Origin of the sequence: Sphingobium sp. ba1 (assembly GCF_000743655.1) — a bacterium.
Lineage (GTDB): Bacteria > Pseudomonadota > Alphaproteobacteria > Sphingomonadales > Sphingomonadaceae > Sphingobium.
In genome coordinates, this window is sequence record NZ_JPPQ01000069.1 from 2,602,232 (window position 1) to 2,628,432 (window position 26,201).

Sequence of the window (26,201 nt, forward strand, 5' to 3'; positions counted from 1 at the left end):
ATCGCACCGCTGCTGGGCGAGGCGAAGGTCCAGTTGCATGAAGAGGCCGACTATCTACGCGAAGCGCGGCAGATGCAGCTCTATGCCGATCGGCTGGCAGACGACCCCCGCTTCCTTGTGCCCCGTCCGCTCGACGATTGGACCACGGACCAGGTGTTGGTGATGGATTATATCGCAGCGGACTCGATCGACACGCTCGCCGACGCATCGCAGGACGTGCGCGACCGGTCGATGGCCGCACTGCTTGATCTGGTGCTGCACGAACTCTTCGTCTTCGGCCATATGCAGACCGACCCCAATTTCGCCAATTATCGCTGGCGCCCTGAAAGCGGGGAAATCGTGTTGCTGGACTTCGGTGCCGCGCGCCCGGTGCCGCCCGAAACGACCAACGCCTATCGCACGCTGTTGCGGGCTGGCCTGACGGGCGACAGGGATGGTCTGCGCGCGGCGCTCATCGATGTGGGCTTCGTGTCGCCCGCCCTTGTCGCGCGGCATGGCGCGGCGCTCGATGCCATGATCGACACGATCATCGCCCATGTGCTGCGCCCCGGCCTGTTCGACTTCGCCGATCGCAGCTTCGTCGCGCGCCTCCGCGAGCAGGCGACGCCGGTCGTGGCCGATACGGCCAGCTGGCACCTGCCGCCGGTCGAAACCATGTTCGTCCAGCGCAAGGTCAGCGGCACGGCGTTGCTCGCCGTCCGCATGCAGGCCCGCCTGCCACTGGTGGATATGGTCGCGGGGATGGTGGCGCCGGACTAGCGGCCGATTTTGGGACATGGCGGCCCACGGTTCGGCGCAAATTCCGTGACATGAGTTGACACATTCCCGTCATCGCGGCAGCGCCGGACGATGACCATCCGCCAGACTCGCAGCATCGCCCTGACGCCCGAATGGGACGGCTTCATCGCCGATCAGATTGCCAAGGGCGTCTATGCCGATGCCGACGCGATATTGCTCGCCGGTTTGCAGGCGCTGCGCGATGGCGCACAGGCGGCCCATCCGGTGCTGCCGGGCTGGCCCTTCGGCGGTGGCGAATGTGGTGCCATCGTCCGCCGCTTCGACTGGGCCTCGACCGCGCTGGGGGCGATTGCGACATGGTCGGTCGAATTGCGCGCGACGGTCGGCAATATCGTCAATTCGCCAGTGGCCAAGGTACTGATGTGGGGATCGGACCATGTCATGCTCTATAATGACGCCTATGCCCAGATCGCAGGCGCGAACCACCCCGCCGCGCTGGGCGGGACGGTGCGCGGCGTCTGGCCGGAAATCTGGGACTTCAACCAGCGGGTGCTGGAAGCCGGGCTTAAAGGCGAAAACCTCTCCTATCTGGAACAACCCTTGGTTCTCAACCGGGGTGGCGTGTCGCAAACCGTCATTTTCGACTTGTTCTACACGCCCGTCTTCAATGGCGACGGCACGGTCGGCGGGGTGATGTGTACCTGTATCGACAATAGCGTCCGCGCCAAGTTCGAAGCCGACCTGTCGCTCAGTAACAGCCGCTTCCGCATGGCGATGGAGGCGGTGCATGGCGTATTATGGAGCAACAGCGCAGACGGGCGGATGGTCGGCGAACAACCCGGCTGGGCCGCGCTCACCGGCCAATCCTATGACGAGTATCAGGATTTTGGCTGGGCCAATGCGGTCCATCCCGACGATCAGGCCGACAGCATTCGCAGCTGGAACGAAGCGGTCGCTGCCAAGCGCATGTATGTCCATGAACACCGCGTGCGCCGCCATGACGGCATGTGGCGCGTCTGCGCCATCCGCGCCCTGCCGATCCTCAGCGACGCGGGCGAGATCATGGAATGGGTCGGCGTCCACACTGACATCACCCACCAGCGCGCAGCCGAAGCCGCCTTGCGCGAACAGGCCGACATGCTGGCGCGGCAGGTGCGCCATCGCGAACGCGCCGAAGACCAACTGCGCCAACTCAACGAAACGCTCGAAGCGCGCGTGATCGCGGAAATCGACGAACGGCGGCGGACGGAGGCCAAGCTCGCCCAGGCGCAGAAGATGGAGACGATCGGCAAGCTGACCGGCGGCGTCGCCCATGACTTCAACAATCTGCTGCAGATCATATCGGGCAATCTGCAATTGCTGGCCAAGGATGCGGCGGACAATCCGCGCGTCGAAAAGCGGATCAACAACGCGATGGCGGGCGTCTCGCGCGGCGCCAAACTCGCCAGCCAGTTGCTCGCCTTCGGGCGGCGGCAGGCGCTCGAACCGCGCGTCGTCAACGCCACCCGCTTCGTGCGGGGTATGGACGACATGTTGCGCCGCGCGATCGGCGAGGGCGTGGAGATCGAAACCGTCGTGGGCGGCGGCCTGTGGAACACCTTTATCGATCCGGCCCAGTTCGAAAATGCGCTGCTGAACCTCGCCATCAACGCACGCGACGCGATGGACGGGCAGGGGCGCCTGACCATCGAACTTGGCAATGCCCATCTCGACGCCGACTATGCCCGCGCGCATGATGAAGTGACGCCGGGCCAATATGTCATGCTGGCGGTGTCGGACACCGGCTCCGGCATGGACGTCGACATTCTTGCCAAGGTGTTCGAACCCTTCTTCTCGACCAAGGGCGAAGGCAAGGGGTCGGGCCTTGGCCTTTCCATGGTCTACGGCTTCGTCAAACAATCGGGCGGCCATGTGAAAATCTATTCCGAAGTCGGCGAAGGCACGACCGTCCGCCTCTATCTGCCCCGCTCGATCGAAAGCGAAGATGCCGAGGTCCAGATGGACAGCGGGCCGATCAGCGGCGGCACCGAAACTGTGCTGGTGGTCGAGGATGACGAGGAGGTCCGCGCCACCGTGGTCGAGGTGCTGACCGACCTTGGCTATAATGTCCTCAAGGCCCCCGACGCGGCGGCTGGCCTCATCGTCATCGAAAGCGGCATGCCGATCGACATATTGTTCACCGATGTCGTGATGCCCGGCCCGCTCAAAAGCCCGGAACTCGCGCGCAAGGCGCGCGAACGGCTGCCCAATCTCGCCGTCCTCTTCACGTCGGGCTATACCGAAAATTCCATCGTCCATGGCGGCAAGCTGGACGCCGGGGTCGAACTTCTTTCCAAACCCTATACCCGCGAAGCGCTGGCGCGGCGCTTGCGGCACGTCCTCGATAACCAGCGGCAACGCAACGCCATCGCGCAGCAGCCGGGCGACACCCCCACAGCACGGATCGGCGCGACGGTGCTACTGGTCGATGACGACGCTTTGATCCGCCAACATGCCGCCGAAATCCTCAAAAAATCCGGATGCCTGGTAATCGAGGCTGGCAGCACCGAAGACGCGATGATGGCCTTGCAGACGGCGCCGGTGGACGTGCTGGTGACCGACCTGCATCTGCCCGGCGCGTCGGGTGTGGCGCTCGCCGAAGCGGCCCGCGCTCAACGCGGCACGATCGCCATTTTGTTTGCCACGGGCGACGGGCAACTCGCCGCGCGCGACGCCCTGCCCGGCGACATGGTGCTGAACAAACCCTATGACGCGGTCCAACTGATCGAGGCTGTCCAGGCCGCGATGCGCGCGCATGACTTGCGGCCCGATCCCGAAGCACTGATCCCGCCCGCGCCCCAACCGATGCGGGAGGTGGAGAAGGACTGACCGCTCAGTAGCCCGCTTCCACCGCCAGGCGGATAGCGTCGGCGCTGGTCGTTACGCCCAGTGCCTTGAGCAGCGCGGCCTTGTGCATCTTGACCGTCCGCTCCGACAGGGTGAGCGCATAGGCGATCTGCTTGTTGAGCTTGCCCGTCGCCATCAGCATCAACACTTCGCGCTGCCGCACGGACAGGCGCGAAATCTGCGCATGGGCCTGGGCGCGGCGGGCGACGATGCCGATCGTCGGGTCCATCACCTCGACCTGCGACCCCAGAAAATATTCCAGCACGCCTTCCTCGTCGAAGATCGGCGCAACCAGCACGGCATTGCGGAACGGCGTGCCGTTCTTCTTGTAATTCAATATTTCCACCAGCGCTGGCCGTTGCTGGCGGATCGCCGTGCGCAATGTCTCGGTCAGCCAGGGTTCCGTGTCTGCCCCAGACAGAAAGCGGCAATTATGCCCGACGATTTCATCACGGCTAAACCCTGTAAGTTCCATAAATGCCGCATTGCATTCGATGATGGGATTATCGGGCAGGCGCGGATTGCTGATGACTGTCGCGACCGGACTGTTGGCGATCATTTCTACTAAGGACATGCGTAATCTTAATCCCGTAAACGGCTGATGCACCATGCCCGGTTGGACATGTTGTGGCACTACCCCCCTTAGCGGCATTGTTGACCAGACGCAGCGGCACGAAGGTCGTGGCAATGACGGATCGAGGGGTGCCCGATGAACTTCATGTTGCATGATCATGACGCGTTTGACGAGTCCGACACGCAAATCATCCCCGATACGGTGCTGGAGGCGGTGCGCACCCTGTTACGCTGGTCAGGCGACGACCCGGACCGCGAAGGCCTGGTCGATACCCCCAAGCGGGTCGCCCGCGCCTGGCAGGAATATTGCAGCGGCTATCAGGAAAATCCCGCCCTGCACCTCGACCGGACGTTCGAGGATGTCGGCGGCTATGATGAAATCGTGCTGCTGAAGGATATTCCCTTTCATTCGCATTGCGAACATCATCTGGCCCCCATCACCGGCAAGGCGTCGATCGCCTATCTGCCGCGCAACCGGGTCGTCGGCATATCGAAGCTCGCCCGCGTTTTGCATGGCTATGCCCGCCGCCTGCAGGTGCAGGAACGGCTGACCGCCGATGTCGCCCAGTGCATCTGGGATCATCTGCAACCCCATGGCGTTGCGGTGGTGATAGAGGCGCAGCATGGCTGTATGACCGGGCGTGGCGTGCGGACGCCGGGCGTCTCCATGGTCACCAGCCGCCTGCTCGGCTGCTTCCTGACCGATGTCGGCAGCCGTAAGGAATTGCTGGCGCTAATGGGATATTGAGCTGATGCGGGTCGCAGTAATCGGCGCTGGCATGGCGGGACTGTCCTGCGCCGATGCCTTGCGGGAAGAAGGCCATGAACCGGCTCTGTTCGACAAGGCGCGCGGGCCGGGCGGGCGCATGTCCACCCGCCGCTGCGACAGCCCGCTCGGCACGATCGCCTTCGACCATGGCGCCTCGCACTTCACCGCGCGCGGCGCGGCGTTCCGCCAGCTGGTTAGCGAATGGCACACGCAGGGCGTCGTTGCGCCCTGGCCCGTCGCCGGGCGCGACGCCTGGGTCGGCACGCCCGGCATGAATGCGCCGATCAAGGCGATGGCCGAACGGCATCCCGTAACCTGGAACTGCCCGATTGCAGGCGTCACCCATGATGGCCGCCATTGGTGGTGCCGGGGCCAGGACAGACCCTTTGGCCCGTTCGACGCCGTGGTCATCGCCGTGCCGGTCGAACAGGCGTTGCCCCTCATATCGCTCCATGATTTTCAAATGGCCCGGCTGGCCATGACGGTCGGCTCGCAACCCTGCTGGGCGGGGATGTTCGCCTTTGCCGAACCGCTCGACATCGGCCCCGACATGATCCGCCATATCGGGCCGATCGGCTGGGCCGTCCGCAACAGTGCAAAGCCGGGCCGGACCGGGCCGGAGGCCTGGGTGGTGCAGGGATCGGCGGACTGGTCTGCGGCGCATCTGGAGGAAGATGCCGACCGGATTGCCACCCTGCTGCTCGACGGTCTGGCCCATGCCACCGGCCTTACCCTGCCGACGCCGGTGGTCCGCATGGCACATCGCTGGCGCTATGCGACGCCTTCGGGCTGTTTCGCCAATGCGCTATGGAACCCTGCGCTGCAAATCGGCATGTGCGGCGACTGGCTGGCGCATGGCTTTGTCGAACAGGCCTGGCAGTCGGGCAGGGCGCTGGCCGGGGAAATGCTGGGCCTGGCGCAGGATGATGGCGCAATGGGGATCGCCCGGCGCGGCTAAAGCAGCCCCGCCAACAGCGTCAGACCGCCCAGCCCCAGCGACAAATGCCAGCGCAGTTGCAGCCATCCGCCAAAGCCTGCGCGTCCGCGCAGGATCAGGCGATCGACCAGAGGTGAGGCGATCAGCGCCACCGCCAAAATAAACAACGACGGTCGCGGCCAGTCCCAGCCCAGCACCCAGGGCAGATAGGTGGCAAGCGCGATCAAGCTGGGCATAACCGCCGCCACGAATATCCAGCGCGGCGGCTGCGCGATCGCCAGGCCCAGCCCCCACCATACACCGCCCAGAAAGGAAAAGATGAAGGCCGCATAGCCATAGGCCACCGCCATCGCTGTCCAGTATAGCTCCGGCCCGCCTGTCAGCATGGTGCCGATGGCGGCAATCTGCGGCAAAAGCCCGCTATAACCGAGCAGCCGGGCGGACCCATCCATCCTATCCTTTGCCCCACGCATCCGCCGTCTTCCTCTCGATCCGTCAGAACGGAATGACCGCGCCATCCCAGCCATAGCATTGGCCCGACGCCTCCGGTCCCAGCCCATCGATCACCGACAGCAAGTGCCGGGCCGATAGCTCCGGCGGAAACAGCTTGTCCGGCGCGACATTGCGCTGAAAAGGTTGCGACAATCCGCTATCCACCGTGCCGGGATGTAGCGTGACGGCAATGGCCTCCGGGTTGATCCGCGCCAGTTCGATCGCGATGTTGCGGACGATCATGTTGAGCGCAGCCTTCGACGCGCGATAGGCGTGCCACCCGCCCAGCCGATTGTCGCTGATCGACCCGACCCGCGCCGACAATGCGGCAAAGACCAGCCGACCCTGACGCGGCGGCCGCAGCAGCATATGTTTCGCGATCAGCGCCGGGCCAGTTGCATTGACCGCGAACAACCGCGCATAGGCGTCACCGCTCTGGTCGCGCAGTGATTTTTCGGGCCGCAGATCGTCGCCATGCAACAGGCCGGTCGCGACGATGATGATCCGGGGCGGCGCATCGTCCATCGCCCGCGCCGCCGCCGCGATCGAGCCTTCATCCTCCAGATCGAACGTAAAGGGGCGTATCTTCGCACCCTGCGCCACCGGGCCGCGCCCACCCGCATGAACCAGCGAAATCGCGTCGCTCGCGGCGAGCTGCGCCGCCAACGCCGCGCCGATGCCGCCGCTCGCGCCGAATATGCAGGCGGCAACCGGGGTAGGGGAGATATCCATCATAGCAATGGCCTTGCGAGGTGCAGCGCGCACAGGCCAGATGGCCGATCGGGCATCATCGGCTCTTGCGCCGCAAGTCGCCCTTGCACCGCTCGGAACAGGTCTTCACCTCATCCCAGTCGCGCGCCCATTTCTTGCGCCAGGCAAAGGGCCGCCCGCACGCCGCGCAGATCTTCTCCGGCAGGGTCGATTTGGTATAGCGCTTGTCCGTCATCAGCGGACCTTAGCGCAAATCAGACGCTCGCGAAGCGGCCAATGGTGTAGGGTGCGATCGGAATGTCCGTCGCGCCCTTGGCGATAATCTCGGCCATCGTCTCGCCCACGCCCGGCCCTATCTGAAACCCCGACCCCGAAAAGCCGAACGCATAATAAAGCCCGCTGGTCGTCGCGCTTGGCCCCATGACCGGCTGGCTGTCGGGCAGATAGCCCTCGATGCCCGACCAGACACGGATGATGTTGAGCTTGCCCAGCGCCGGTGCCAGTCGCCGGATATGCTTCAACTGGCTGACCGTGTTTTGCGGCTCGACATAGGCGCGATACTGGTCGGGGAAGGATGGCCCGCGCGTACTGCCGCCCAGGATGATATTGCCGCGCGCGACCTGCCGGAAATAGACCGTCTCTTCTTCCACTGGCGTCATCACGCCCACGGCGGGCAGGATGGCATAGGGCACGGGTTCGGTAACGCTCATATTGGGGCCGCGCGGGACGATCGGCACCGGCTCGCCAAATTGCGACGACAGCGCATTACCCCAGGCGCCGGCCGTCACCAGCAATATGGGCGCGCGGAAGGTCCGCCCGTCTGCTGCGCTGACCACGAAATCCTCGCCGATCTTCTGCGCGTCCACGATCTTCGTATGCTCATAGATCACCGCGCCCAGCCGCTCGGCCGCCCGCGCAAAGGCGGGCGCGGCCAGGCGCGGATTGGCATGGCCGTCGGTCGCCGAATAGGAACCGGCTAGCACATCGGCCCCGAAGAAGGGGAATTTGTCGCGCAGCGCATTGCCGCTGAGCAATTCAAGCTCCAGCCCTTCGGCGCGCGCCTTGTCGGCATACTCCTCCATCGACCCGACCAGTTCAGGCCGTTCGCGATAGCAGACGCGGATATGCCCGGACTGGAGATATTCCACATCCGCGCCCAGCAGTTCGCGCGACCTGCGCCATATATCGATGGCGCGGTTGGCCAGCGGCAATTGGTGGATCGGGCGTCCTTGTCGCCGGACATTGCCGAAATTGGTGCCGCTCGCCTGCCGTCCGATCAGGTCGGTTTCCAGCAGCGTGACCGACAGGCCATGGCCGCGCAAGAACAGGGCGGCGGACGATCCCATCAAGCCGCCGCCCACGATGATGACGTCGCTGGCGGCGCTCATGCGTCCGTGTCTCCAATGCTGATATTAAGCGGTTTGACCGGCGCCTGCCCCCGCAGGCGCCCGACCTGCTCGACCGGAATGTCCGCCTGCGCCGCGATCAGTTCAGCCGCAGCAAGCCCGCAATAACGCCCCTGGCAACGTCCCATGCCGACCCGGCTGAACGCCTTGGCCCGGTTCGCTTCCTTGGCCCCCGTCTCCCGCATCACGGCGCGCAGATCGCCCGCGGTCACGCCCTCGCACCGGCACAATATCGCCTCATCGGGCAGCGCGCCCGCTTGTTCTGCGGGCCAGGGGAAGGCGGTGGCCAGCCCGCGCGCGAATTTGGCATAGGTGCCGACATCGCCGCGCAGCGACGCCATCTCACCCTTGTCCACCGGCAGGCCCAGATCGCTCAGGGCTGCCAGCGCCGTCAGCCGCCCGCTCGCCTCGGCCGATCGCGCGCCCAATATCTTCGCGCCATCGCCCGCCAGATAGACGCCCGCGACGCTCGACCGCCCGTCGCCGTCGCGCTCGGGCAGCCATTGGCGGGTGACCGGATCGAAAGCGAACGCACAGCGCGCCAAGTCTGCCAACTGGGTTTCGGGCCGCAGATGATACCCCATCGCCACGGCATCGCACGCGATCGTCTGTTCGGCGCCAGCACCAACCCGGAAGCGGATGCCGCTGACGCCATCCTCAGCATTACCCAATATTTCCAACGGCTTGACGTTATTGCGGACCATCACCCCCGCGCGCTTCAACGCCAAAGTCAGCGCCACGCCATTCCACAATACCGAGGGCACCGCCAGCAGGTCGGGCAAGGCCTTGATCCGCGCGCTATAAGGCGCGGTATCAAGCACCGCGACGACATCGGCCCCCGCCTGCACATATTGGCTCGCGACCAGATAGAGCAACGGTCCCGACCCCATGAAAACGACCTTATGGCCGATCGACACCGCCTGGCTCTTGAGCGCCACCTGCGCCCCGCCCAGGCTATAGGCTCCGGCAAATTGCCAGCCCTTGACCGGCATCAACCGATCCGTCGCCCCGGTGCAGAGCAGCAGCGCGTCGAAGGGTAAAGCCGATTCCATTGTCCGGGTCGCTGTCCGCACATGGCCATCGGCGATGTTCCACACCAGCGTTTCCGGGCGATAATCGATCTTGCCCTTCAACCCGTCGAACGTCTCATGCAGCGCCTGCGCCCGTGGCGCTTCGGTGCCGTAGAGCTTGGCATAGGGCCGGGTGAAATTGTCGGGCTGGCGGCGATAAATCTGCCCGCCGTCGCGCTGTCCCTCATCCAGCACGACCGGCCGGATGCCCGCCTGCACACAGGCCTTCGCCGCGCGCGTGCCCGCTGGCCCGGCACCGACGATGATTATGCGTGGTTCGGCCATGACGCCTCCGGCTGGCTGGTGAGGATGCGCTGGCCCGACGCGGCGAGCGTCGAACAGGCGCGCAGGCGGTCTCCGCCCTCGGTCCATACCCAGCAATCCTGGCATGCCCCCATCAGGCAAAATCCAGCCCGCTTTTCCGGTCCGAATTCGGACTGGCGCAAGGCCGCGCCTTGGCTCAGCAGCGCGACCATCAGCGTGTCCCCCTCCAGCGCGGCGACAGGCGCGCCATCGACATGCACGGTCAGGCCGGGGCGGTCTGTTTCGCCCAGGCGAACGAAACGGCTCATGACGGGATCAAACTTTCATCTCCATGATGGCATAGGATGCGGCTGCCCTTGGCCAGCAGGTGGCGGGGCGGCGGGGTCGTGTTGCACAGCCCATCCACCCGCGCGGCGCAGCGCGGCAGAAAACGGCACAGATCAGGATGATCGCTCACAGCGCCGATCGGCGGCGGCGCGGCCCCGGCATGGCTTTCCTCCAGCCAGCCAGCCCGCATTTCCGGTACGGAGCCGATCAGCAGATCGGTATAGGGATGGAAAGGCGCGGTCTCGAACGCCGCGCGCGGCCCCGTCTCCACCATCGTGCCCGAATAAAGCACTAGAATGTCGTCGCAGATCGCCCGTACCGTCGAAATGTCATGGCTGATGAACATCGTCGCGATGCCGAGTTCCCGGCGCAATTCCGCCATCAGCTCCAAAATCGCCGCACCCACCACCGTATCGAGCGCCGAAGTCACTTCGTCGCACAGGATGAGTTGCGGGTCAGCCGCCAGCGCGCGCGCCAGATTGATCCGCTGCTTCTGCCCACCCGACAGGCCACCGATCGGCCGGTCGATCAGCGTCGCGGGCAGACGGATGAGGTCGAGCAGTTCCAGCACCCGCAGATGCGCGGCATTGCCCTTCAACCCGTGGTAAAAGGCCAGCGGCCGCGCCAAGATGCGCCCGACGCTATGCGCCGGATTGAGCGCCGTATCGGCATTCTGGAACACCAATTGCACCCGCCGAAATTGCTCGCGGCTGCGGCCTTTCAGGCCCGGTGGCAATGGCTCGCCATCCAGCAACACCTGCCCGCTGGCAGGCGGCAGCAGCCCGGCGATCACCCGCGCGATGGTAGATTTTCCCGATCCGCTCTCGCCGATCACGCCCAAAGTCGCGCCGCGTTCGATCGTCAGGTTGATGTCGCGCAACACTGGAATGCGCGGCCGCCCCTCCTTGTCGATCTTGCCATAGCCCGCGGTCAGCCCTTTGATTTCCAGCAGCGGGGCAGCGGGCAGTTGTGCCTTTACCGGGGCCGGGCGGATGGCCGGACGCGCGGCGGCCATTAGCGTCTTGGTATAGTCATCCGCAGGCGCGTGGAGGATCTGCGCAGCCGCGCCCGCTTCCTGTATGCGGCCCTGGCTCAGCACGACGATCTGGTCGGCCATTTGCGCCACCACGGCCAGGTCGTGCGACACATAGATGGCGGTAGCACCCCGCTCCAACACCACCGCCTTGAAGGCGCGCAGCACTTCGATCTGGGTCGTGACGTCCAGCGCGGTGGTCGGCTCGTCCAATATGACCAGTTCAGGATCAGTGATCAGCGCCATCGCCGCCATCAACCGCTGCAACTGCCCACCCGATAATTGGTGCGGATAGCGCGACCCGATCGTGTCGGGGAAGGGGAGGGCAAGGCCCCGGAACAGCTCGACCGCCTTCGCCTCGGCGTCGGCGCGCGGCATCAGGTCGTGGATTAGCGCAGGCTCGATCACCTGCTCCATGATGGTGCGCGACGGGTTGAACGCCGCCGCCGCCGACTGCGCGATATAGGCGATGCGATTGCCGCGTAGCTGCGCCAATGCGCTGCGATCCAGCGTGGTGAGATCGACATCGCCGACGCGGATCGACCCGCCCGCAATCCGTGCGCCGGGCCGGGCATGGCCAAGCAAGGTCAGCGCGATCGTCGTCTTGCCCGACCCCGATTCCCCGATCAGCGCCAGCACTTCGCCGCGTTTCAACGCGAAGTCGATATCGCTGACGATCGGGAAAATCTCACCCGCGGGGTTGCGCGCAGTGACGGTCAGGCCGCGCACTTCGACATGGGGTGCCAATTCGCTCATCGACCCTTTCCCTGTCCCGGCAGCGCGTCGATCAGCAGGTTGACGCCGACGGTCAGCGTCGCAATCGCAACAGCCGGTGCCAAAATTGCCAGCGCCCCTTCGCCCAATCCGGAAATATTCTCGCGCACCAACGACCCCAGGTCCGCGTCCGGCGGCTGCACGCCCAGCCCCAGGAACGACAGACCGGACAGCAGCAGCACGATGAAGACGAAGCGCAGACCAAAGTCGGCCAGCAGCGGATGGATCATATTGGGCAATATTTCGGCGATGGCGATATGGAACCGCCCCTCGCCCCGGACCTTGGCGACCTGCACATAATCCATCTGCGCCAGGTTGACGGCCAGCGCGCGGGCGATGCGGTAATTGCCCGGTACATAGGTGAAAGCCGCGATCAGCAACAACAGCCCCAGCGACGATCCGAACGCCGCGACCAGCACCAGCGAGAAAATCTTCGACGGGATCGAAATCAGCATGTCCATGAAACGCGACAGCGGTTCATCGACCTTCGCTCCGCCGACCGCCGCCGTGAGCGCCAGCGCGGTGCCGGTGCTGCTGGCGAGCAAAGCCGCCGCCGCCGCAAGGCCGACCGTATAACGCGCGCCCGACAGCAGGCGGCTCAGCACATCGCGGCCGAGATAGTCGCTCCCCAGCCAATGGTCCGCCGATCGTCCGTCGAACACATCATAGGCGACGAAGGCACCGATCGGATAAGGGGCCAGCATCGGCCCGAACAGCGCGACGAGCAGCCAGAAGACGACCAGCGCCAGGCCGACCTTGCCCGACAGTGGCAGGGCCTTCGCCCGTTTGAGAGCAGAAGCGATCATTGCGCGCGCAGCCTGGGATTGGCGAGGATCGCGGTGACGTCCGCGATCAGCATCAGGATGAGATAGGCGGTGCAGAAGATCATCGCGCAGGCCTGCAACAACGGCATGTCGCGGCTGGTGACGGCGTTGACCATCAGGCTGGCGAGGCCCGGATAGTTGAAGATGGTTTCCACGATCACCGCTCCGCCGAGCAGATAGGAGAGGCTGAGCGCCATGGCATTGACGATCGGGGCGATGGCGTTGGGCATGATATGTTTCAGCACGACCCGCACCGGCGCGACGCCCTTCAGCACCGCCATCTCGACATAGGGTCGGTCCATCTGGTCGATCACCGCGGCGCGCGTCATCCGCGCCATTTGCGCGACGACGATGACGCACAGCGTCAAGATCGGCATGGCGACGCCGCGCAGATAGTCGCCCCAGCCCATGTCGCTCGATGCCATCGCGATCGACGGCAACCAGCGCAGCTTCACCGAAAAGATGAGGACGGCGATCGTCGCCACCAGAAATTCGGGCACCGCGACCATCGACAGCGTGGCGATATTGAGCGCCCGGTCTATCCGACCGCCCCGGTTCATGGCGGACCCGATGCCGATCGCCAGCGCGACAGGGATGGCAACCAGCGCGGTCAGCGCGGCGAGCAGCAGGCTGTTGGGCAGGCGGGTGGAAATCACCTCCGCCACCGGCATGTTGGCGACCATCGACTGACCCGGATCGCCGCTGACCATCCCCGTCAGCCAGCTCACATAACGGACATGGGCGGGGCGATCGAGACCCATTTCATGGCGCAGCGCCGCCACCTGATCCGCCGTGGCGCTCTGCCCCAGCGTCTCCTGCGCGGCATCGCCGGGCAGCAATTGCGCGATGATGAAGATGGTGACCGACACCATCAGCAGCGTCAGCAATGACGACGCAAAACGCTTGCCGGTCAGGATCAGCGCGGCTGCCATACCGCTTTGGGAGGACGCGCCCGCCATCAGCCTTCCCACCACACATGTTCGGCGAATTGATAACCCATCATGCCGCCCATCGCGATCGGGAACATGCCCTTCAACCGGCGGTCGTAACCGTCGATCAGGTTGATGAACACCGGGATGCCGACCCCGCAATAATGGTGAACCAGCCCCTGCATTTCGCCATAAAGCTGTTTACGCTTCGCCTGGTCGGCCTCGCCGCGCGCTTCCAGCAACAGCCGGTCGAAGCGCGGATTTTTCCATCCGCTCTCATTCCATGCCGCGTCGGATTTGTAGAACAGGCTGAACAGCAGGTCGGCGGTCGGGCGCGGGTTGGTGTTGCCGAAGCCCAGCGGGTGCTTCATCCAATGGGTCGACCAATAGCCATCGGCCGGCACGCGATTGACCGCGAGTTTGAGGCCAATGCGCGATCCATATTCCTGCAGGATCGACGCCATATCGACCGACCCGTCCGCCGCGGGCGAGGCATAGATAGGCAGTCGCACGCCATCCAGTCCCGACCGCTGCAAATGCCAGCGCGCCTTGTCCAGGTCGAGCACGCGCTGCGGCAGGTCGGCGCGATAATAGGGGTGGAAAGGCGGGATCGGATGGTCATTGCCGATCGTCGCATAGCCGCGATAGAGCGCGCGCTTGATCAGCGGTCGGTCGAACAGATATTTCATCGTCGCGACGAAATGCGGGTTGCCGGTCGGCAAGCGATCCTGCCGCATGATGAGGTTGGTGTGCAGCCCTGATTGCGTCTCCATCAGCGCATGACGGGGCGACGCCATGATGCGCTTGGTCGATCGTGGATTGACCGCCAGGATCAGGTGAACATCCCCCGACAGCAGCGCATTGACCCGGCTCGTCTCGTCGGGAATACCGATCAGCTCGATCTCGTCGAGATAGGGTTTGCCCGGCTTCCAGAAATTGGGGTTGCGCCGCCCAAGCGTGCGGACGCCGGGACGAAATTGCGCGCATAGATAAGGACCAGTGCCGTTGGCGGTGCGGAAATCGCTCGTCCCCGCGCGCAGGATCACGAAATGCGACTGGGCAAGGATGGCGGGCAGGTCGGCATTGGGGTCGGTCAGGCGGATCACCAAATCCTGTTTGCCGGTCGCCTTGATCTGCGCGAACTGCTCGGCGATCTGCGCCATCTTCGACCCCGTCGCCGGGTTCTTGTGCCGCAGCAACGACCAGACGACATCCTGCGCGGTCAGGTTCGCCCCGTCATGGAATGTCACGCCCTTGCGCAGGCGGATATGCCAAGTGATCTGGTCCGCGCTCTCGATCCGCTCGGCGAGGTCAGGGCGCGGGTTGAGCTGGCCGTCGAGCTGGGTCAGCCCGCTGTAAAACATGTAGTGGCGGATATAGTCGGTCGACAGGGCGCCCTTGGCCGGGTCGAGCGTATCGGCGGTCGAACTGGACAGGCTGGCAGCACGGATGCGGCCACCCCGGCGCGGGCGACCAGCCGCCAGCGCGCCATCAGGCAGCAGCAGCCCGGCACCCATGCCAAGCCCCGCGCCGATCAGGCCACGGCGAGAAAGGGGAGACAGAATGTCGGTCAACGGATCACATCCTGCCATTTATACCAAAGGCCGACCAGCGGCAGGAACCAGGGCTTGCCGAAATGGCCGGGCACACTTGGCCAGTCCAGATCAGCCCAGGGGTTCGCGTCCGGCTCGCCGCTCATCACGCGCGCCATTTGTTGCCCCATATGCGTCGCCATCTGCACGCCATGGCCGCTATAGCCCATGGCATAATAGAGCCCGTCCTGTTCGCCCGCCCGCGGCAGTCGGTCGGCGGTCAGATCGACCATCCCGCCCCAGACATGATCGACGCCCACGCCCCTCAACGCCGGGAATAATGCGCCCATCGTCTCTTCCAGAATGCGCCCGCTTTTCAGGTCCGACCGGGGATCGCTGATCGCAAAGCGCGCCCGCCCGCCGAAGATCAGGCGATTGTCGGGGGTCAGGCGGAAATAATTGCCGATATTCTTGCTGGTCACATAATTGCGCCGTCCCGGCAGCAGCCGGTCGATCGTCGCATTATCGAGCGGTTCCGTCGCGATCACGAAGCTGCCGACCGATATGATCCGCCGCCGGAAATAGCCAAAGGGCGCAGCGGCAGGCGCGCCGCCCGTGGCTACCAGCACTTGGTCCGCGCTGACCGTCCCGCGCGACGATGTGACCTGCCATCCTTGCGGCAGGCGATCGAGACCTGCTACCTCGGCTTGCTCATAAATGCGCGCACCAGCCCGCGCCGCCGCTTCCGCCAATCCCACACCGAAACGGGCGGGATGTAATTGCGCGCTGGTCGTCTGGATCAGCGCGCCGTGAAAAGTGTCGGACTCGACTTCATCCCGAACCTGCTCCGGCGGGACCAGCCGGACGTTGCTGTCCACCTCGGCCGTCAGCAGATCATGCGCCCGCACCAACTTGTCATAATGGGCGGGTTTGGCGGCCAGCTTCACCCGGCCACAGCGATTGAAATCGCAATCGATGCCCTCTTCGCGCGCCAGCCGCTCGACCGTATCGACCGCGTCGCAATGCGCCCGATACCACGCCTTGGCGGTGTCCTTGCCGAACTTGGCGGACAAGGCACCATAATCATGTGCCGTGCCATTATTGCACTGACCGCCATTGCGCCCGGACGCTTCGCCCACTACCCGGCCCGCCTCCAGCAGCACGACGCGCGCGCCGCGCTTGGCCAGTGCTAGCGCGGCTGACAGGCCGGTAAAGCCGCCGCCGATAATCGCGACGTCGACCTTGCCTTCGACCCCACCCTCCGCGCCACCCGTGAAGGGCGGCGCGCTGGCGAGCCAGTAGGAGAGGGGGGAAGCGCGCATCAGCCGATCAAAGACCGACTACGGCGGGCAGGCAACCAATATGCGGGATTTCGACATCGCGATAGAAGGGGTTGGACGGCTCATGGCCGCGCCCCACGAAGACGCGGCAGCCGAAATGCAGGTCGGTGGCGGTGTTCTGGTCGTAACGGAAGCTGGACGACACATGCATCATGTCTTCAGGCACGGCACCCAGTTGAGCGAACATATATTCGAACGCCTGCATCCGGGGCTTATAGGCCTGCGCCATCTGCGCGGTATAGACCGCGTGGAAGGGCGCACCCAGCATCCCGACATTATGATGGATCTGGTCGTTCATCGCGTTGGAGAGGATGACGAGCGGAATCTTGTCGCCGATCTTCGACAGGCCACCGGCCACATCGTCATGCGGACCCCAGGTCGGCACCGCGTTGTACACGGCGTCTGCATCCGCCTCGTTATAGGCGACGCCCCATTTCTCGCAGGTCCGGCGCAGCGAATTGCGGATGATCTCTTGATAGGGTTCCCATGCCCCCATCACCTGGTCGAAGCGATAGGCGCCCCAATCCTTGCAGAAAGCAGGCAGTTTTTCCGCCTCGATGCGATCGGCCATGAAAGCGGTCGCCATCTCCGTCATGCGGAAACGGGTCAGCGTGCCATAACAGTCGAAGCTGATGAATTTGGGCCGGAAATTGGGCATCGGCGGATCGTCCTTTGTATGCTTTTACAGGGGGCCTTGGCAGCCGTGTGACAGGGACATTACGACATGGCTGCACCGGAACATGAACCCCATTTCGACGCGGCGCGGCGCAGATTATAGGCTTTTATCGCGCACTATTCGGCATAGTTTGCCGTGCCTGCAAAGGCGCCGCAATTGGGCGAGGAAAAGTGCGGCCCGCCGACGAAAATGCCTGGCCGACGGCACGGAATGTCGCGCCCTCAATAGCCACGGCCCCGCGCCACTTCGCCCTCCATCGGCTGGCCTGATTCATGGCGGCGGATATTGGCGATCAGTGCGCGCGCGGCGCTGTCCGCGCGGGTCATGCTGGCGATATGGGGCGTCATGATGATGCGTGGATGCGTCCAGAAAGCATGTCCGGCGGGCAGCGGTTCCGGGTCGAAAACATCCAGCACCGCACCCGACATATGACCTTCGTCGAGCAGGGACAGCAGATCCTGCTCCACCAGATGGCCACCCCGCCCGACATTGATCAGGCTGGCCCCGGAAGGCAGCTGCGCCAGCCTACCCCGGCACAAGATGCCGCGTGTCTCCGGTGTCAGCGGCAACAGGCAGATGAGGATATCGCAACTGGACAAGAAAGCGGGCAAGGCTGCCTCGCCCGCATGGCAAGTCACTCCATCTATGGCGTGGGCTGACCGGCTCCACCCCGACAGCGCGAAGCCGAATGACGCAAGTCCCTCCAGCACGGCCTGCCCCAAATTACCGAGGCCCATCACACCAACCCGCCGTTGCCCGGCAGGCACCAGCTTGATCGGGTTCCAGCGTCCCTCGCGCTGGGCAATGCCATGGTCGATCAGATTCCGATGCAGCGCCAGCACTGCCATCGTCACATATTCCACCATGCCCTGGCGAATGCCCGGCTCGATCATCCGCACGACCCGCACATGCGGCGGCAGGCGTGCCATGTCGAACTGGTCGATCCCCGCACCGATCGAAAACAACACGTCCAGCGCAGGCAGGGTGGCGATCAGGTCGGCCGAGGGGTTCCAGGCGGCAAGATAGCGGACCATCGCCGGATCATGCGGGTCGCTCGGATCAACAAACGCCACGTCCGCCGCTTCGGCCGCGAAAATCGCGCGCCAGATGCGGCCGCGTTCGGCATCGGATGTGTAGAGCAGGGTCATGCGTGCCATCCTTGTGCGGGACAAAAAGAAAAACCGTCGGCAACAGCGGGAGGGCGCTGTTGCCGACGGTCGAGCAGGGCGGAAGACCGCCGCGCCCCTGGTTAGAAGGTAAACGTCCCGCGGATCGTGAAGGAGCGGGGGACACCCGGCTGCACCCACAAGGCCGCATAGGAGCTGGCATAATATTTCTTGTCGAACAGATTATCGACATTGGCCGACAGCTTGAACTGGTCGTTGATCGTCACCGAGCCCAGGATTTTCGCGATCGTGTAGCTAGGCAGATAGAAGTCTGCCGCCGTCTGGCCCAGCCGCTTGCCGACATGGTTCACGCCCGCGCCGAGCATCGCCTCATGATCGCCGATCGAGAAATTCTTGAACAACAGGGCATTGGCCTGATGTTTGGGAATATTGAGCAGCGGATCATTCTTGAGCACCCCAGCGGACGCATAGTCATCCGCCCAGCCTGCATCGGTATAGGCATTGGTGGCGAACAGTTCGAACCCGGCGGGCAGCTTGGCGTTGATGTCGAACTCCACGCCCTGGCTCTTGGCTTCACCGACCGCCACCGACAGGCCGGTCAGCAGATCAGCGGTCAGGACGTTGCTCTTCTTCATCTTGTAGAGCGACAGCGTGCTGGTGATGCGGCCGTCCGGCGTCACAAACTTCGCACCGACTTCATAGCTTGTGCTGACTTCGGGGGCGAAGGGGTTGTTGTTCACATCGACGCCGCTGTTCGGCCGGAACCCCTTGCCATAACTGGCGTAGAAGGACAGGCTTTTGGTCGGTTCGAACACCAGGCCCGCCATCGGGCTGAACTTGGTGTAGGATGCAGGGTTGGTGGTCCCCAGCCGGTTGTCGATATTCTGGCTGAAATCATCGTAGCGGCCGCCAAAGCGCACCTTGAACTGCTCGGTGATCTCGATCTGGTCCTGCGCATAAATGCCCCAGGCCTTCTGCACTTCGGTCGAATTCTGGATCACCGAATATTTGTCCGCCGTCGGTACCGGAATATTGTAATTGGGGTTGAAGATGTCGATCGAATAGGATTGGTCCGCCACAGTTGGACGATAGCGGTTCTGGAGCAGTTCGATCTCAAACTTGTCCCAGTCCCCGCCAACGCGGATATTGTGGACGATCGACCCGGTTTCCAGCTTACCGCTGATTTCCCCGCGGAACACCATATGGGTGGTGCTATAGTCACGATAGCGGCGCTGGCGTGACAAGGTGCGGCCGTCATTGTCGATCCGCTGACGACCAAGCGCTAGTTCGGGATCGCTGGAGAAGCCCTCGAACGTCGTGTCCTTATAGCCCGCGCCCAGCATCACGACCCAATCGTCGCTCAGGTCATGCTGCAACTGCGCCTGATGGCCGAGTGCCGTGATCTTGATCGGGCCGTCATTGGGGTTGCTGAGGAACCGGCTCTGCGGAATGGCACCCAAATTATAGGTGGTGCCGGTTGCCGTCACCGTCGGGATCGCCACCACGCCGCGATCGAACGGCACTTCCTGGTTCACATATTCCAGCTCGTAGGTGAAGATCGTCTTGTCCGACAGTTTTGCCAGGATGGACGGGTTCAGCACATATTTGCGGGTTTCCACCGTGTCGCGGAAACTTTCGGCATCTTCGACGGCACCGGTCAGGCGGATGGCGACGCTGTCGCCAAGCGGCATGTTATAATCGCCCTCGACGCGATAGGTGTTCCACTTGCCACCCGCGACCGTGAAGCTGCCGCCTTCCTTGAAGGTCGGCTTCTTGCTGACGATGTTGATCGTGCCGCCCGGTTCGCCGCGCCCGAACAGCGCGGAGTTCGGACCCTTGAGCACTTCGATCCGCTCGACATTGGAGGCATCACGCGGCCCGGCATAGCCGCGCCCGCCGTTGAAGCCGTTGACCAGGAAGCCGCTTGGAAAATTCTCGTCGCCGGCAAAGCCGCGAATGGCGAAACTGTCCCACAGGCCGCCGAAATTATTCTGCTTCGACACGCCGCTCGCCAGTTCCAGCGCGGTATCGAGCCGGGTGATGTTGAGGTCGTTGAGCAGTTTGCCTTCCAGAAACTGGACCGCCTGCGGGATTTCCTTGACCGGCGTATCGCCGAAATATTGGCGCTTGAGGCCAGTGACGATGATGTTGCCTTCGGCATTATCGGCCGGAGCCTGGGCAAGGGCGGCGGTGGGCAGGGTGATGGCGGCGGTGCTGGCGATAAGCGCCAGGCGAAGAGCCGATGATGTGCGCATGATATGATCCCCTATGAAAAATCGCTGTTCCCAAATGTCCTGCGAAACGGGGACCGGCTGGTCTTCTCTTATTGTCCGATGCGGACATTGCGTCCTGTCATCGGCAGCCGGGCCGCGGGGTGTTTCCGTCACCTCTTGTTGAATTGAGGCTAGGTCGAGTTACGGATATATTACGTCAAACATGGCGCATGGGACGGCGCAAAATTGTGAATCGCGTGGTCCTACGGCATGAAAATGCTGCCCGTCGTTACGCCATCGATCCTGGTGAAAACCCCGAAAAATGGCCGCCTCCGATAAGGAAGGCGGCCTGCGACCCGGAGGGTTCATGCCCTCAGAGATATTTGAGCCACCATATATCCTTGCGCCGCTGCTTGAGCTGCGCGAACCAGCGGGTGGGATAGTAAAGCGGCAGGATCAGCAGCGCGACCCAGATCCAGACGGTGGACAGGTTGTCGACCCCGAACACCGTGCCCTTGGTCGGCCCATAGAGCGCCAGCGCGACATTGTAGATCAGCTTGAGCACATAGAGATGCAACACATAATAGAACATCGGCGCGCCACCCAGCAGCGCCAGATGCGGCATCACCCGGCTATTCTCGAACTTCTCGAACAAAGCGAGCAGCAGGCAGCCGGTGCCGACCGTTGGCATCAGGAACAGCAAGGAGGGCGGATATTTGGTCAGCGCGAGGAAGCTCATGACCGTGCGCGTCGAATTTTCCGCAACGAACCACGGCTTGTCGCCATAGACATTGAGATAGCGGATCAGCACGAAGCCCAGCACCAGCCCAAGGCCGGTCATCGCCAGGCGACGGATGCGCCGCTGCGGATCGCTACCCTTGGCGAACCAAGGCCCGCAGGCGTAGCCCAGCAGGATGACGCCGATCCATGGCAGGATGGGATAGGTGGTCTTGACCGCGATGCCGTCAAATTCAATCAGCGAGCGTTGATGCAAGATCGCCCAGGCGACATAGCCCGGTTGATCGGCCGTCAGCCGGATCGGGTCGAGCAGATTGTGCAGGCACACGATGGCCAAGCCCACCGCAAACTGGGCGACGCGCGGCAGGTGCAGCAGCGCGGCCAGCGCGATCATCGAAATCCCGATGGCCCAGATGACCTGCAACCAAATCGCCGTTGGTGGGAAGGCGGGCGCCTGCGTCGGCCAAGCATAGCCGACCACGGTAAATTCCAGGACGATCAGGAACAGGCCGCGCTTCAGCAGAAATTCCGACACCTGCCCCTTGCTGTGCGACTGGCCATAGAGCCAGGCGGACAGGCCGGTGAGCGCGACAAAAGTCGGCGCGCAAAAGGTCGACAGCAGGCGGGTGTAGAACAGCCCCGGATCAGTCGTGTTCGCGTCCACCGGGTCAGTGACCTGCATGTAGAGGAAGAATGTCTCCCGCACATGATCGACCAGCATGAACAGCATGACCAGGCCGCGCAGCGCGTCGATCGCGATCAGGCGGGTACGCGCCTGGGCTGTGGCCATGGGCGACGTGGCGCCGGGGCTGAAGGCGGTGGGGGGCGCGTGGCCCGCTAAGCTGCTCATGGCGTCTGTCCCTTTTCCCCGTGGTTCGTTGCGGCACCGCCCGAACCAATCATGATACCCTGTATCATCTATGATCTAGCTTCGCCTCCTCCGAGTAGCAAGCTTCATTGCGACAGGAAGAGGTGGGGAACACAGTCACTGGATGCGCGCCGAAACTCCACAACCAGGGATTGGTCCCAAGGGTTGAGGCTATGATGACTGCACGAACGAAAGTGTCGAATATGTCGAATGACTAGGTGGAATATGTCAAAAAAAGGGGGTGAAGAAGCGTTGCGCTCCTTCACCCCCGATAATGCCTGTGTCCGTCGGCCGTTCAGGCGTCTTCGAGCGCGATGGCGTTGACGATATGCGCCTGGGTATATTCCATCAGCCCGGCTTCGCCCAGTTCCGCGCCCAAACCCGACTGTTTGACGCCGCGGAAGGGAATGTTGGCGTCGATCGCCATATGCTGGTTGACCCAGACCGTGCCGGAATCGATCCGCATCGCGATATCGGTCGCCCGCGCCAGATCCTTGCCCCATACGGTGCCGCCCAGGCCATAGTCACTGTCATTGGCGCGCGCGATCACATCATCGATATCGTCATATTTCAGCACGGGCAGCACCGGGCCGAACTGTTCCTCGCGCACCAGCGGCGCATCGTCGTCTAGGTCGCGGACGATCGTAGGCGGCATGAAATAGCCCGGCCGGTCGAGCGCATCGCCGCCCGCCAGCACGGTGCCGCGCGTCCGCGCGTCGTCGATCAGCGCCTTGACCTTGTCGAACTGCATCTGGTTCTGGATTGGCCCGATGGTCGTGCCCTGCTTCGATCCGTCATCGACGATCGCCGCCTTGGCGAGCTTCGCAAGCTCGTCGCAAAATTCGTCATACATGGGGGCGGGCACATAAGCGCGCTTGATCGCGATGCAGATTTGCCCTGCATTGGTCATCGCGCCCTGATAGACTTTCTGCGCCACTTGCCGGGCATCGACATCGTCCAGCACGATCGCGGCGTCATTGCCGCCCAGTTCCAGCGTCACCCGCTTCACCGTCCCGGCCGACGATGCCATCACCTTCTTGCCGGTGGCGGTCGATCCGGTGAAGGCGACCTTGGCGATGTCGGGATGGCCGGTGATCAGCGCGCCCAGTTCATTCTGGTCACAAACGATGTTGAGGACGCCGGGCGGCAGGATCGCCTGCGCCATTTCGCCGAACAGCAAGGTGGTCAGTGGTGTCGTCGGCGCTGGCTTGGCGACCATGCAATTGCCCGTGACCAAGGCTGGCCCCAGCTTGTTCATCAGCAGGATGACCGGGAAGTTCCAGGGCGTGATCGACGCGACGACGCCGAGCGGCGTGCGATGTTCGACAACGCGGTTACCGCCCTCGTCCTTCAGCACCTTGGGCTCGACGCGCATCGCGGCAAAGGCGCGCAGGGTGAAGACGCTGCCCATGATCTCATAGCCCGCCTGATCGAGCGGCTTGCCTTGCTCGCTGGTCAGCAGGCTCGCAAATTCGCCGATTCGCGCTTCCAGCGCGTCGGCGAGCTGGTTGACGAGTGCGGCACGCTCTTCGATCGGGGTAGCCGCCCAGCCGGGCTGGCCACGCTTGGCGGCGGCGACGGCGCGGTTCAGCATCGCCTCGTCCGCTTTGGGACATTGGGCGAAGGCAGCGCCTGTCGCGGGGTTAACGACGTCGAACTGGCTGACACCGGGCGTCAATTCGCCATCGATCAGCATGCGGAAATCATGGTCCATCGCTCTTCTCTCCTGCATTATCCGGTCACGCGCCTTGCGTCTTGGCTATCGCTTTCCGCGCTGGCGCGTTGTAGCATATATTTGTGCGCTAAGGATACAATATTGGCAAGGGATGATTGGAGCGGATGAACCAAGGGACCGATCTGCGCGGATTGATAGGCTATCAGATCCAGCGCGCCCACCTCGTGATGGGGGCGGATGCCCGCGCCGCGCTGGCGCCGTTCGACCTGTCGCCGGCCAAGTTCACCGCGCTGCTGCTGATCCGCGATAATCCGGGCTGCGACCAGACGGCGCTCGGCCGGGCGCTCAGCGTAAACCGGTCCAGTGCGATGAAGCTGGTCAACATATTGGAGGAGCGCGGGCTGGTCGAACGGCGGGCCGGGCGGGATCTTCGCACCAATGCGCTGTTCCTCCTGCCCGAAGGGGAAGTGCAGATCGGCGCGATGATCGAAGCGGTGCATCAGTCCGATGCCCGGATGACCCAGGGTTTGAGCGGCGAAGAGGCTGAACAATTGCTGGTGCTGCTGCGCAAGATCAGCGGGGAAGAGCCTATATCGGACAGCGAAGCGGACACTGGTATCGCCTAAACGGGTTGCGTAAATTGTATCCCTGGCGCACAATGTTGCCAACATTGGGCGGCTGATTCGAAGCCTTGCCGCCTGTAGGGGAGGATCGCGCGTGACCGACATGATGAACCTGGACCGGCTGCTGCGGCCGCGATCAGTGGCGATTATCGGCGCATCGGACAAGCCGGGTGCGCTCGGCGCATCGGTGCTGGCCAATCTGGAACGGCAGGGCTTTGCCGGGGCCATTCATCTGGTGAACCCAAAGCGTACAGAGATTGGCGGGCGGCCATGCGTTGCGTCGGTCGATGACCTGCCCGAAGGCGTCGATGCCGCGATTCTCGCGATCCCGCGCGTCGGCGTGCTGGACGCGATGCGCGGCCTAGCCCGGCGCGGAGCGGGCGCAGCGGTGATCTTTTCGGCTGGTTTTGCCGAAGATGGCCCGCAGGGGCTGGCCGACCAGCAGGAAATCGCCCGGATCGCCCGCGACGCGGGGATGGTGGTGGAAGGCCCCAATTGCCTTGGCCTCGTCAATTTCCGCGACAATGTCTCGCTGACCTTCATCGACATGCCCCAAGCGCGTGCGCAGGGCGACCGGCGCGTCGGCATCGTGTCGCAATCCGGCGCGATGGCCGCCGTACTGGCGACGACGATGATCCATCGCGACGTGCCGTTGAATTGCTATATCTCCACCGGTAATGAAGCGGCCAGCGGGATCGAAGATTATCTCGCCTATCTGGTCGACCAGCCCGACACGGCCGTCATCGGCATGATCGCCGAACATATTCGCGACCCCGCCCGTTTCCTCGCCGCCGCGCGGGCTGCGCGGTCAGCGGGCAAGCAAGTCGTGCTGCTCCATCCTGGCCGCAGCGCCGCCGGCGCGGCGAGCGCCGCCACCCATACCGGCGCGATGGCGGGCGATCATGCCGTCATGGCGGTGCATGTCGAACGCGCCGGGGTGATCCTGGTCGACTCGCTCGAAGAATTGGGCGACGTGGTCGAGATTTTGGCGCGCAACGCAGCGATCGGCACGGGTGGCACTGGCGTCATCGCGGAATCGGGCGCGTTCAAGGCGATGATGCTCGACCTGTCCGAAGTGGTCGAACTGGACCTGCCCGCCCTGAGCGATGCCGACAGCCCGGCGTTGCGCGCGGCCCTGCCCGATTTCGTGCCGGTCACCAACCCGCTGGATGTCACCGCGCAGGGGCTGGTCGATCCGGGCCTTTATGGCCGCACCTTGTCCGCTTTGGTGAACGATGACCGTATCGGCACGATTTTGGTGACGCTGATCCAGACGGCACCTGCGACATCGCACATCAAATTCGCCGCCGTGCTGGATGCCCTCGCCACGTTGCGTCCGACCAAGCCGATCATCATCGGTGGCGTCGATGAAGGCGGCGGCGTGCTGGATGCGGACATTGCGGCGCTGCGCGAAGCGGGCGCGACCTATCTCCCCACCGCCGAGCGCGCCGTCCGCGCGCTGGCGCGGATCAGCGCAGCGGCTGCGCGTGATTTCGCGGCTGAACCGCTCAACGCCGAACCTGTCGCCGATCTGGCGCAGGTGGGCAGCACCATCCCCGAATATCGCTCCAAGGAGATTATGGGCGCGCGCGGCATTGCCTTCCCCGCCTTCGCATTGGCGCAGACGCTGGAAGAGGCGGTGCTGGCAGCGGACCGCCTCGGCTATCCGGTCGTGC

23 protein-coding genes are annotated in these 26,201 nt (G+C 63.9%); 6 read left to right on the forward strand and 17 right to left on the reverse strand.

Annotation, left to right across the window (positions count from 1 at the left end; all coding sequences use genetic code 11):
• Both IL54_RS15805 and IL54_RS15810 read left to right on the forward strand, forming a co-directional pair.
• Nucleotides 1–759: AarF/UbiB family protein (locus IL54_RS15805; RefSeq protein ID WP_237748910.1), on the forward strand; the 759-nt coding region annotated here is incomplete at its 5' end.
• 90 nt (nucleotides 760–849) lie between these two features.
• Entirely contained in the window at nucleotides 850–3,606 is a 2,757-nt protein-coding gene (locus IL54_RS15810; RefSeq protein ID WP_081912936.1) for a hybrid sensor histidine kinase/response regulator, read from the forward strand.
• A gap of 4 nt (nucleotides 3,607–3,610) precedes the next feature.
• Here IL54_RS15810 and IL54_RS15815 read toward each other — a convergent pair whose 3' ends face one another.
• Complete coding sequence (locus IL54_RS15815; protein ID WP_202807671.1) at nucleotides 3,611–4,198, reverse strand: PAS domain-containing protein; 588 nt, start codon at nucleotides 4,196–4,198, stop codon at nucleotides 3,611–3,613.
• Nucleotides 4,199–4,333: 135 nt separating this feature from the next.
• On the opposite strand from IL54_RS15815, the gene folE reads away from it, so the two are divergent.
• Together folE and IL54_RS15825 are read left to right on the forward strand one after the other, a co-directional pair.
• Nucleotides 4,334–4,945, forward strand: coding sequence for a GTP cyclohydrolase I FolE (folE, locus tag IL54_RS15820; protein WP_037476828.1), 612 nt, complete (start codon nucleotides 4,334–4,336; stop codon nucleotides 4,943–4,945).
• Between the two features lie 4 nt (nucleotides 4,946–4,949).
• Complete coding sequence (locus IL54_RS15825) at nucleotides 4,950–5,924, forward strand: NAD(P)/FAD-dependent oxidoreductase (RefSeq protein WP_037476829.1); 975 nt, start codon at nucleotides 4,950–4,952, stop codon at nucleotides 5,922–5,924.
• Here the strand turns inward: IL54_RS15825 and IL54_RS15830 are convergent.
• The 16 genes from IL54_RS15830 to IL54_RS15905 form a co-directional block, all read right to left on the reverse strand.
• Complete coding sequence (locus IL54_RS15830) at nucleotides 5,921–6,355, reverse strand: DUF3429 domain-containing protein (RefSeq protein WP_037476830.1); 435 nt, start codon at nucleotides 6,353–6,355, stop codon at nucleotides 5,921–5,923. The two genes, IL54_RS15825 and IL54_RS15830, sit on opposite strands and share 4 nt — an antisense overlap.
• Nucleotides 6,356–6,398: 43 nt before the next feature.
• Nucleotides 6,399–7,130 carry an SDR family NAD(P)-dependent oxidoreductase gene (locus tag IL54_RS15835; RefSeq protein ID WP_037476831.1) on the reverse strand — a complete coding sequence of 244 codons (732 nt, stop codon included), beginning with the start codon at nucleotides 7,128–7,130 and terminating at the stop codon, nucleotides 6,399–6,401.
• A 52-nt stretch (nucleotides 7,131–7,182) separates the two neighbouring features.
• Nucleotides 7,183–7,341 carry a DUF2256 domain-containing protein gene (locus IL54_RS23155; RefSeq protein WP_037476832.1) on the reverse strand — a complete coding sequence of 53 codons (159 nt, stop codon included), beginning with the start codon at nucleotides 7,339–7,341 and terminating at the stop codon, nucleotides 7,183–7,185.
• 19 nt (nucleotides 7,342–7,360) lie between these two features.
• Nucleotides 7,361–8,494, reverse strand: coding sequence for an NAD(P)/FAD-dependent oxidoreductase (locus IL54_RS15845; protein WP_037476833.1), 1,134 nt, complete (start codon nucleotides 8,492–8,494; stop codon nucleotides 7,361–7,363).
• The gene (locus tag IL54_RS15850) at nucleotides 8,491–9,867 is read right to left on the reverse strand and encodes an FAD/NAD(P)-dependent oxidoreductase (RefSeq protein WP_037476834.1); all 1,377 of its coding nucleotides are present in this window, start codon (nucleotides 9,865–9,867) and stop codon (nucleotides 8,491–8,493) included. Before IL54_RS15850 ends, IL54_RS15845 begins: the two co-directional genes overlap by 4 nt.
• Nucleotides 9,849–10,154, reverse strand: a complete 306-nt coding sequence (locus IL54_RS15855) for a (2Fe-2S)-binding protein (protein WP_037476835.1) — start codon at nucleotides 10,152–10,154, stop codon at nucleotides 9,849–9,851. The genes IL54_RS15850 and IL54_RS15855 overlap by 19 nt, the downstream gene beginning before the upstream one ends.
• Nucleotides 10,151–11,962 (reverse strand): ABC transporter ATP-binding protein, encoded by a 1,812-nt coding sequence (locus IL54_RS15860; RefSeq protein WP_037476836.1) that lies wholly within the window; start codon nucleotides 11,960–11,962, stop codon nucleotides 10,151–10,153. Before IL54_RS15860 ends, IL54_RS15855 begins: the two co-directional genes overlap by 4 nt.
• Nucleotides 11,959–12,786 carry an ABC transporter permease gene (locus IL54_RS15865; protein WP_037476837.1) on the reverse strand — a complete coding sequence of 276 codons (828 nt, stop codon included), beginning with the start codon at nucleotides 12,784–12,786 and terminating at the stop codon, nucleotides 11,959–11,961. The genes IL54_RS15860 and IL54_RS15865 overlap by 4 nt, the downstream gene beginning before the upstream one ends.
• Complete coding sequence (locus tag IL54_RS15870; RefSeq protein ID WP_202807672.1) at nucleotides 12,783–13,763, reverse strand: ABC transporter permease; 981 nt, start codon at nucleotides 13,761–13,763, stop codon at nucleotides 12,783–12,785. The genes IL54_RS15865 and IL54_RS15870 overlap by 4 nt, the downstream gene beginning before the upstream one ends.
• Nucleotides 13,763–15,307 (reverse strand): ABC transporter substrate-binding protein, encoded by a 1,545-nt coding sequence (locus IL54_RS15875; RefSeq protein ID WP_037476838.1) that lies wholly within the window; start codon nucleotides 15,305–15,307, stop codon nucleotides 13,763–13,765. The genes IL54_RS15870 and IL54_RS15875 overlap by 1 nt, the downstream gene beginning before the upstream one ends.
• The gene (locus IL54_RS15880) at nucleotides 15,304–16,587 is read right to left on the reverse strand and encodes an NAD(P)/FAD-dependent oxidoreductase (RefSeq protein ID WP_037476839.1); all 1,284 of its coding nucleotides are present in this window, start codon (nucleotides 16,585–16,587) and stop codon (nucleotides 15,304–15,306) included. Before IL54_RS15880 ends, IL54_RS15875 begins: the two co-directional genes overlap by 4 nt.
• Nucleotides 16,588–16,594: 7 nt before the next feature.
• A complete protein-coding gene (locus IL54_RS15885) occupies nucleotides 16,595–17,263 on the reverse strand; it encodes a haloacid dehalogenase type II (RefSeq protein WP_037476840.1) in 669 nt (222 codons plus the stop codon).
• Between the two features lie 239 nt (nucleotides 17,264–17,502).
• Nucleotides 17,503–18,429 carry a 2-hydroxyacid dehydrogenase gene (locus tag IL54_RS15890; RefSeq protein WP_037478908.1) on the reverse strand — a complete coding sequence of 309 codons (927 nt, stop codon included), beginning with the start codon at nucleotides 18,427–18,429 and terminating at the stop codon, nucleotides 17,503–17,505.
• 101 nt (nucleotides 18,430–18,530) lie between these two features.
• Entirely contained in the window at nucleotides 18,531–20,663 is a 2,133-nt protein-coding gene (locus tag IL54_RS15895) for a TonB-dependent siderophore receptor (RefSeq protein WP_037476841.1), read from the reverse strand.
• Between the two features lie 331 nt (nucleotides 20,664–20,994).
• Nucleotides 20,995–22,209 (reverse strand): DUF1624 domain-containing protein, encoded by a 1,215-nt coding sequence (locus tag IL54_RS15900; protein ID WP_202807673.1) that lies wholly within the window; start codon nucleotides 22,207–22,209, stop codon nucleotides 20,995–20,997.
• Between the two features lie 313 nt (nucleotides 22,210–22,522).
• A complete protein-coding gene (locus tag IL54_RS15905; protein ID WP_037476843.1) occupies nucleotides 22,523–23,941 on the reverse strand; it encodes an aldehyde dehydrogenase family protein in 1,419 nt (472 codons plus the stop codon).
• A gap of 125 nt (nucleotides 23,942–24,066) precedes the next feature.
• Between IL54_RS15905 and IL54_RS15910 the strand changes: the two genes are divergently transcribed.
• Nucleotides 24,067–24,528, forward strand: a complete 462-nt coding sequence (locus tag IL54_RS15910) for a MarR family winged helix-turn-helix transcriptional regulator (protein ID WP_037476844.1) — start codon at nucleotides 24,067–24,069, stop codon at nucleotides 24,526–24,528.
• A gap of 100 nt (nucleotides 24,529–24,628) precedes the next feature.
• Nucleotides 24,629–26,201, forward strand: a 1,573-nt coding sequence (locus IL54_RS15915) for an acetate--CoA ligase family protein (protein WP_237748954.1), incomplete at its 3' end; no start/stop codon positions are given.

Coding starts and splice junctions, on each gene's coding strand:
- IL54_RS15810 (WP_081912936.1), top strand. CDS start 850: ATGACCATCCGCCAGACTCGCAGCATCGCCCTGACGCCCGAATGGGAC.
- IL54_RS15815 (WP_202807671.1), bottom strand. CDS start 4,198: ATGTCCTTAGTAGAAATGATCGCCAACAGTCCGGTCGCGACAGTCATC.
- folE (WP_037476828.1), top strand. CDS start 4,334: ATGAACTTCATGTTGCATGATCATGACGCGTTTGACGAGTCCGACACG.
- IL54_RS15825 (WP_037476829.1), top strand. CDS start 4,950: ATGCGGGTCGCAGTAATCGGCGCTGGCATGGCGGGACTGTCCTGCGCC.
- IL54_RS15830 (WP_037476830.1), bottom strand. CDS start 6,355: ATGGATGGGTCCGCCCGGCTGCTCGGTTATAGCGGGCTTTTGCCGCAG.
- IL54_RS15835 (WP_037476831.1), bottom strand. CDS start 7,130: ATGATGGATATCTCCCCTACCCCGGTTGCCGCCTGCATATTCGGCGCG.
- IL54_RS23155 (WP_037476832.1), bottom strand. CDS start 7,341: ATGACGGACAAGCGCTATACCAAATCGACCCTGCCGGAGAAGATCTGC.
- IL54_RS15845 (WP_037476833.1), bottom strand. CDS start 8,494: ATGAGCGCCGCCAGCGACGTCATCATCGTGGGCGGCGGCTTGATGGGA.
- IL54_RS15850 (WP_037476834.1), bottom strand. CDS start 9,867: ATGGCCGAACCACGCATAATCATCGTCGGTGCCGGGCCAGCGGGCACG.
- IL54_RS15855 (WP_037476835.1), bottom strand. CDS start 10,154: ATGAGCCGTTTCGTTCGCCTGGGCGAAACAGACCGCCCCGGCCTGACC.
- IL54_RS15860 (WP_037476836.1), bottom strand. CDS start 11,962: ATGAGCGAATTGGCACCCCATGTCGAAGTGCGCGGCCTGACCGTCACT.
- IL54_RS15865 (WP_037476837.1), bottom strand. CDS start 12,786: ATGATCGCTTCTGCTCTCAAACGGGCGAAGGCCCTGCCACTGTCGGGC.
- IL54_RS15870 (WP_202807672.1), bottom strand. CDS start 13,763: ATGGCGGGCGCGTCCTCCCAAAGCGGTATGGCAGCCGCGCTGATCCTG.
- IL54_RS15880 (WP_037476839.1), bottom strand. CDS start 16,587: ATGCGCGCTTCCCCCCTCTCCTACTGGCTCGCCAGCGCGCCGCCCTTC.
- IL54_RS15885 (WP_037476840.1), bottom strand. CDS start 17,263: ATGCCCAATTTCCGGCCCAAATTCATCAGCTTCGACTGTTATGGCACG.
- IL54_RS15890 (WP_037478908.1), bottom strand. CDS start 18,429: ATGACCCTGCTCTACACATCCGATGCCGAACGCGGCCGCATCTGGCGC.
- IL54_RS15895 (WP_037476841.1), bottom strand. CDS start 20,663: ATGCGCACATCATCGGCTCTTCGCCTGGCGCTTATCGCCAGCACCGCC.
- IL54_RS15900 (WP_202807673.1), bottom strand. CDS start 22,209: ATGAGCAGCTTAGCGGGCCACGCGCCCCCCACCGCCTTCAGCCCCGGC.
- IL54_RS15905 (WP_037476843.1), bottom strand. CDS start 23,941: ATGGACCATGATTTCCGCATGCTGATCGATGGCGAATTGACGCCCGGT.
- IL54_RS15910 (WP_037476844.1), top strand. CDS start 24,067: ATGAACCAAGGGACCGATCTGCGCGGATTGATAGGCTATCAGATCCAG.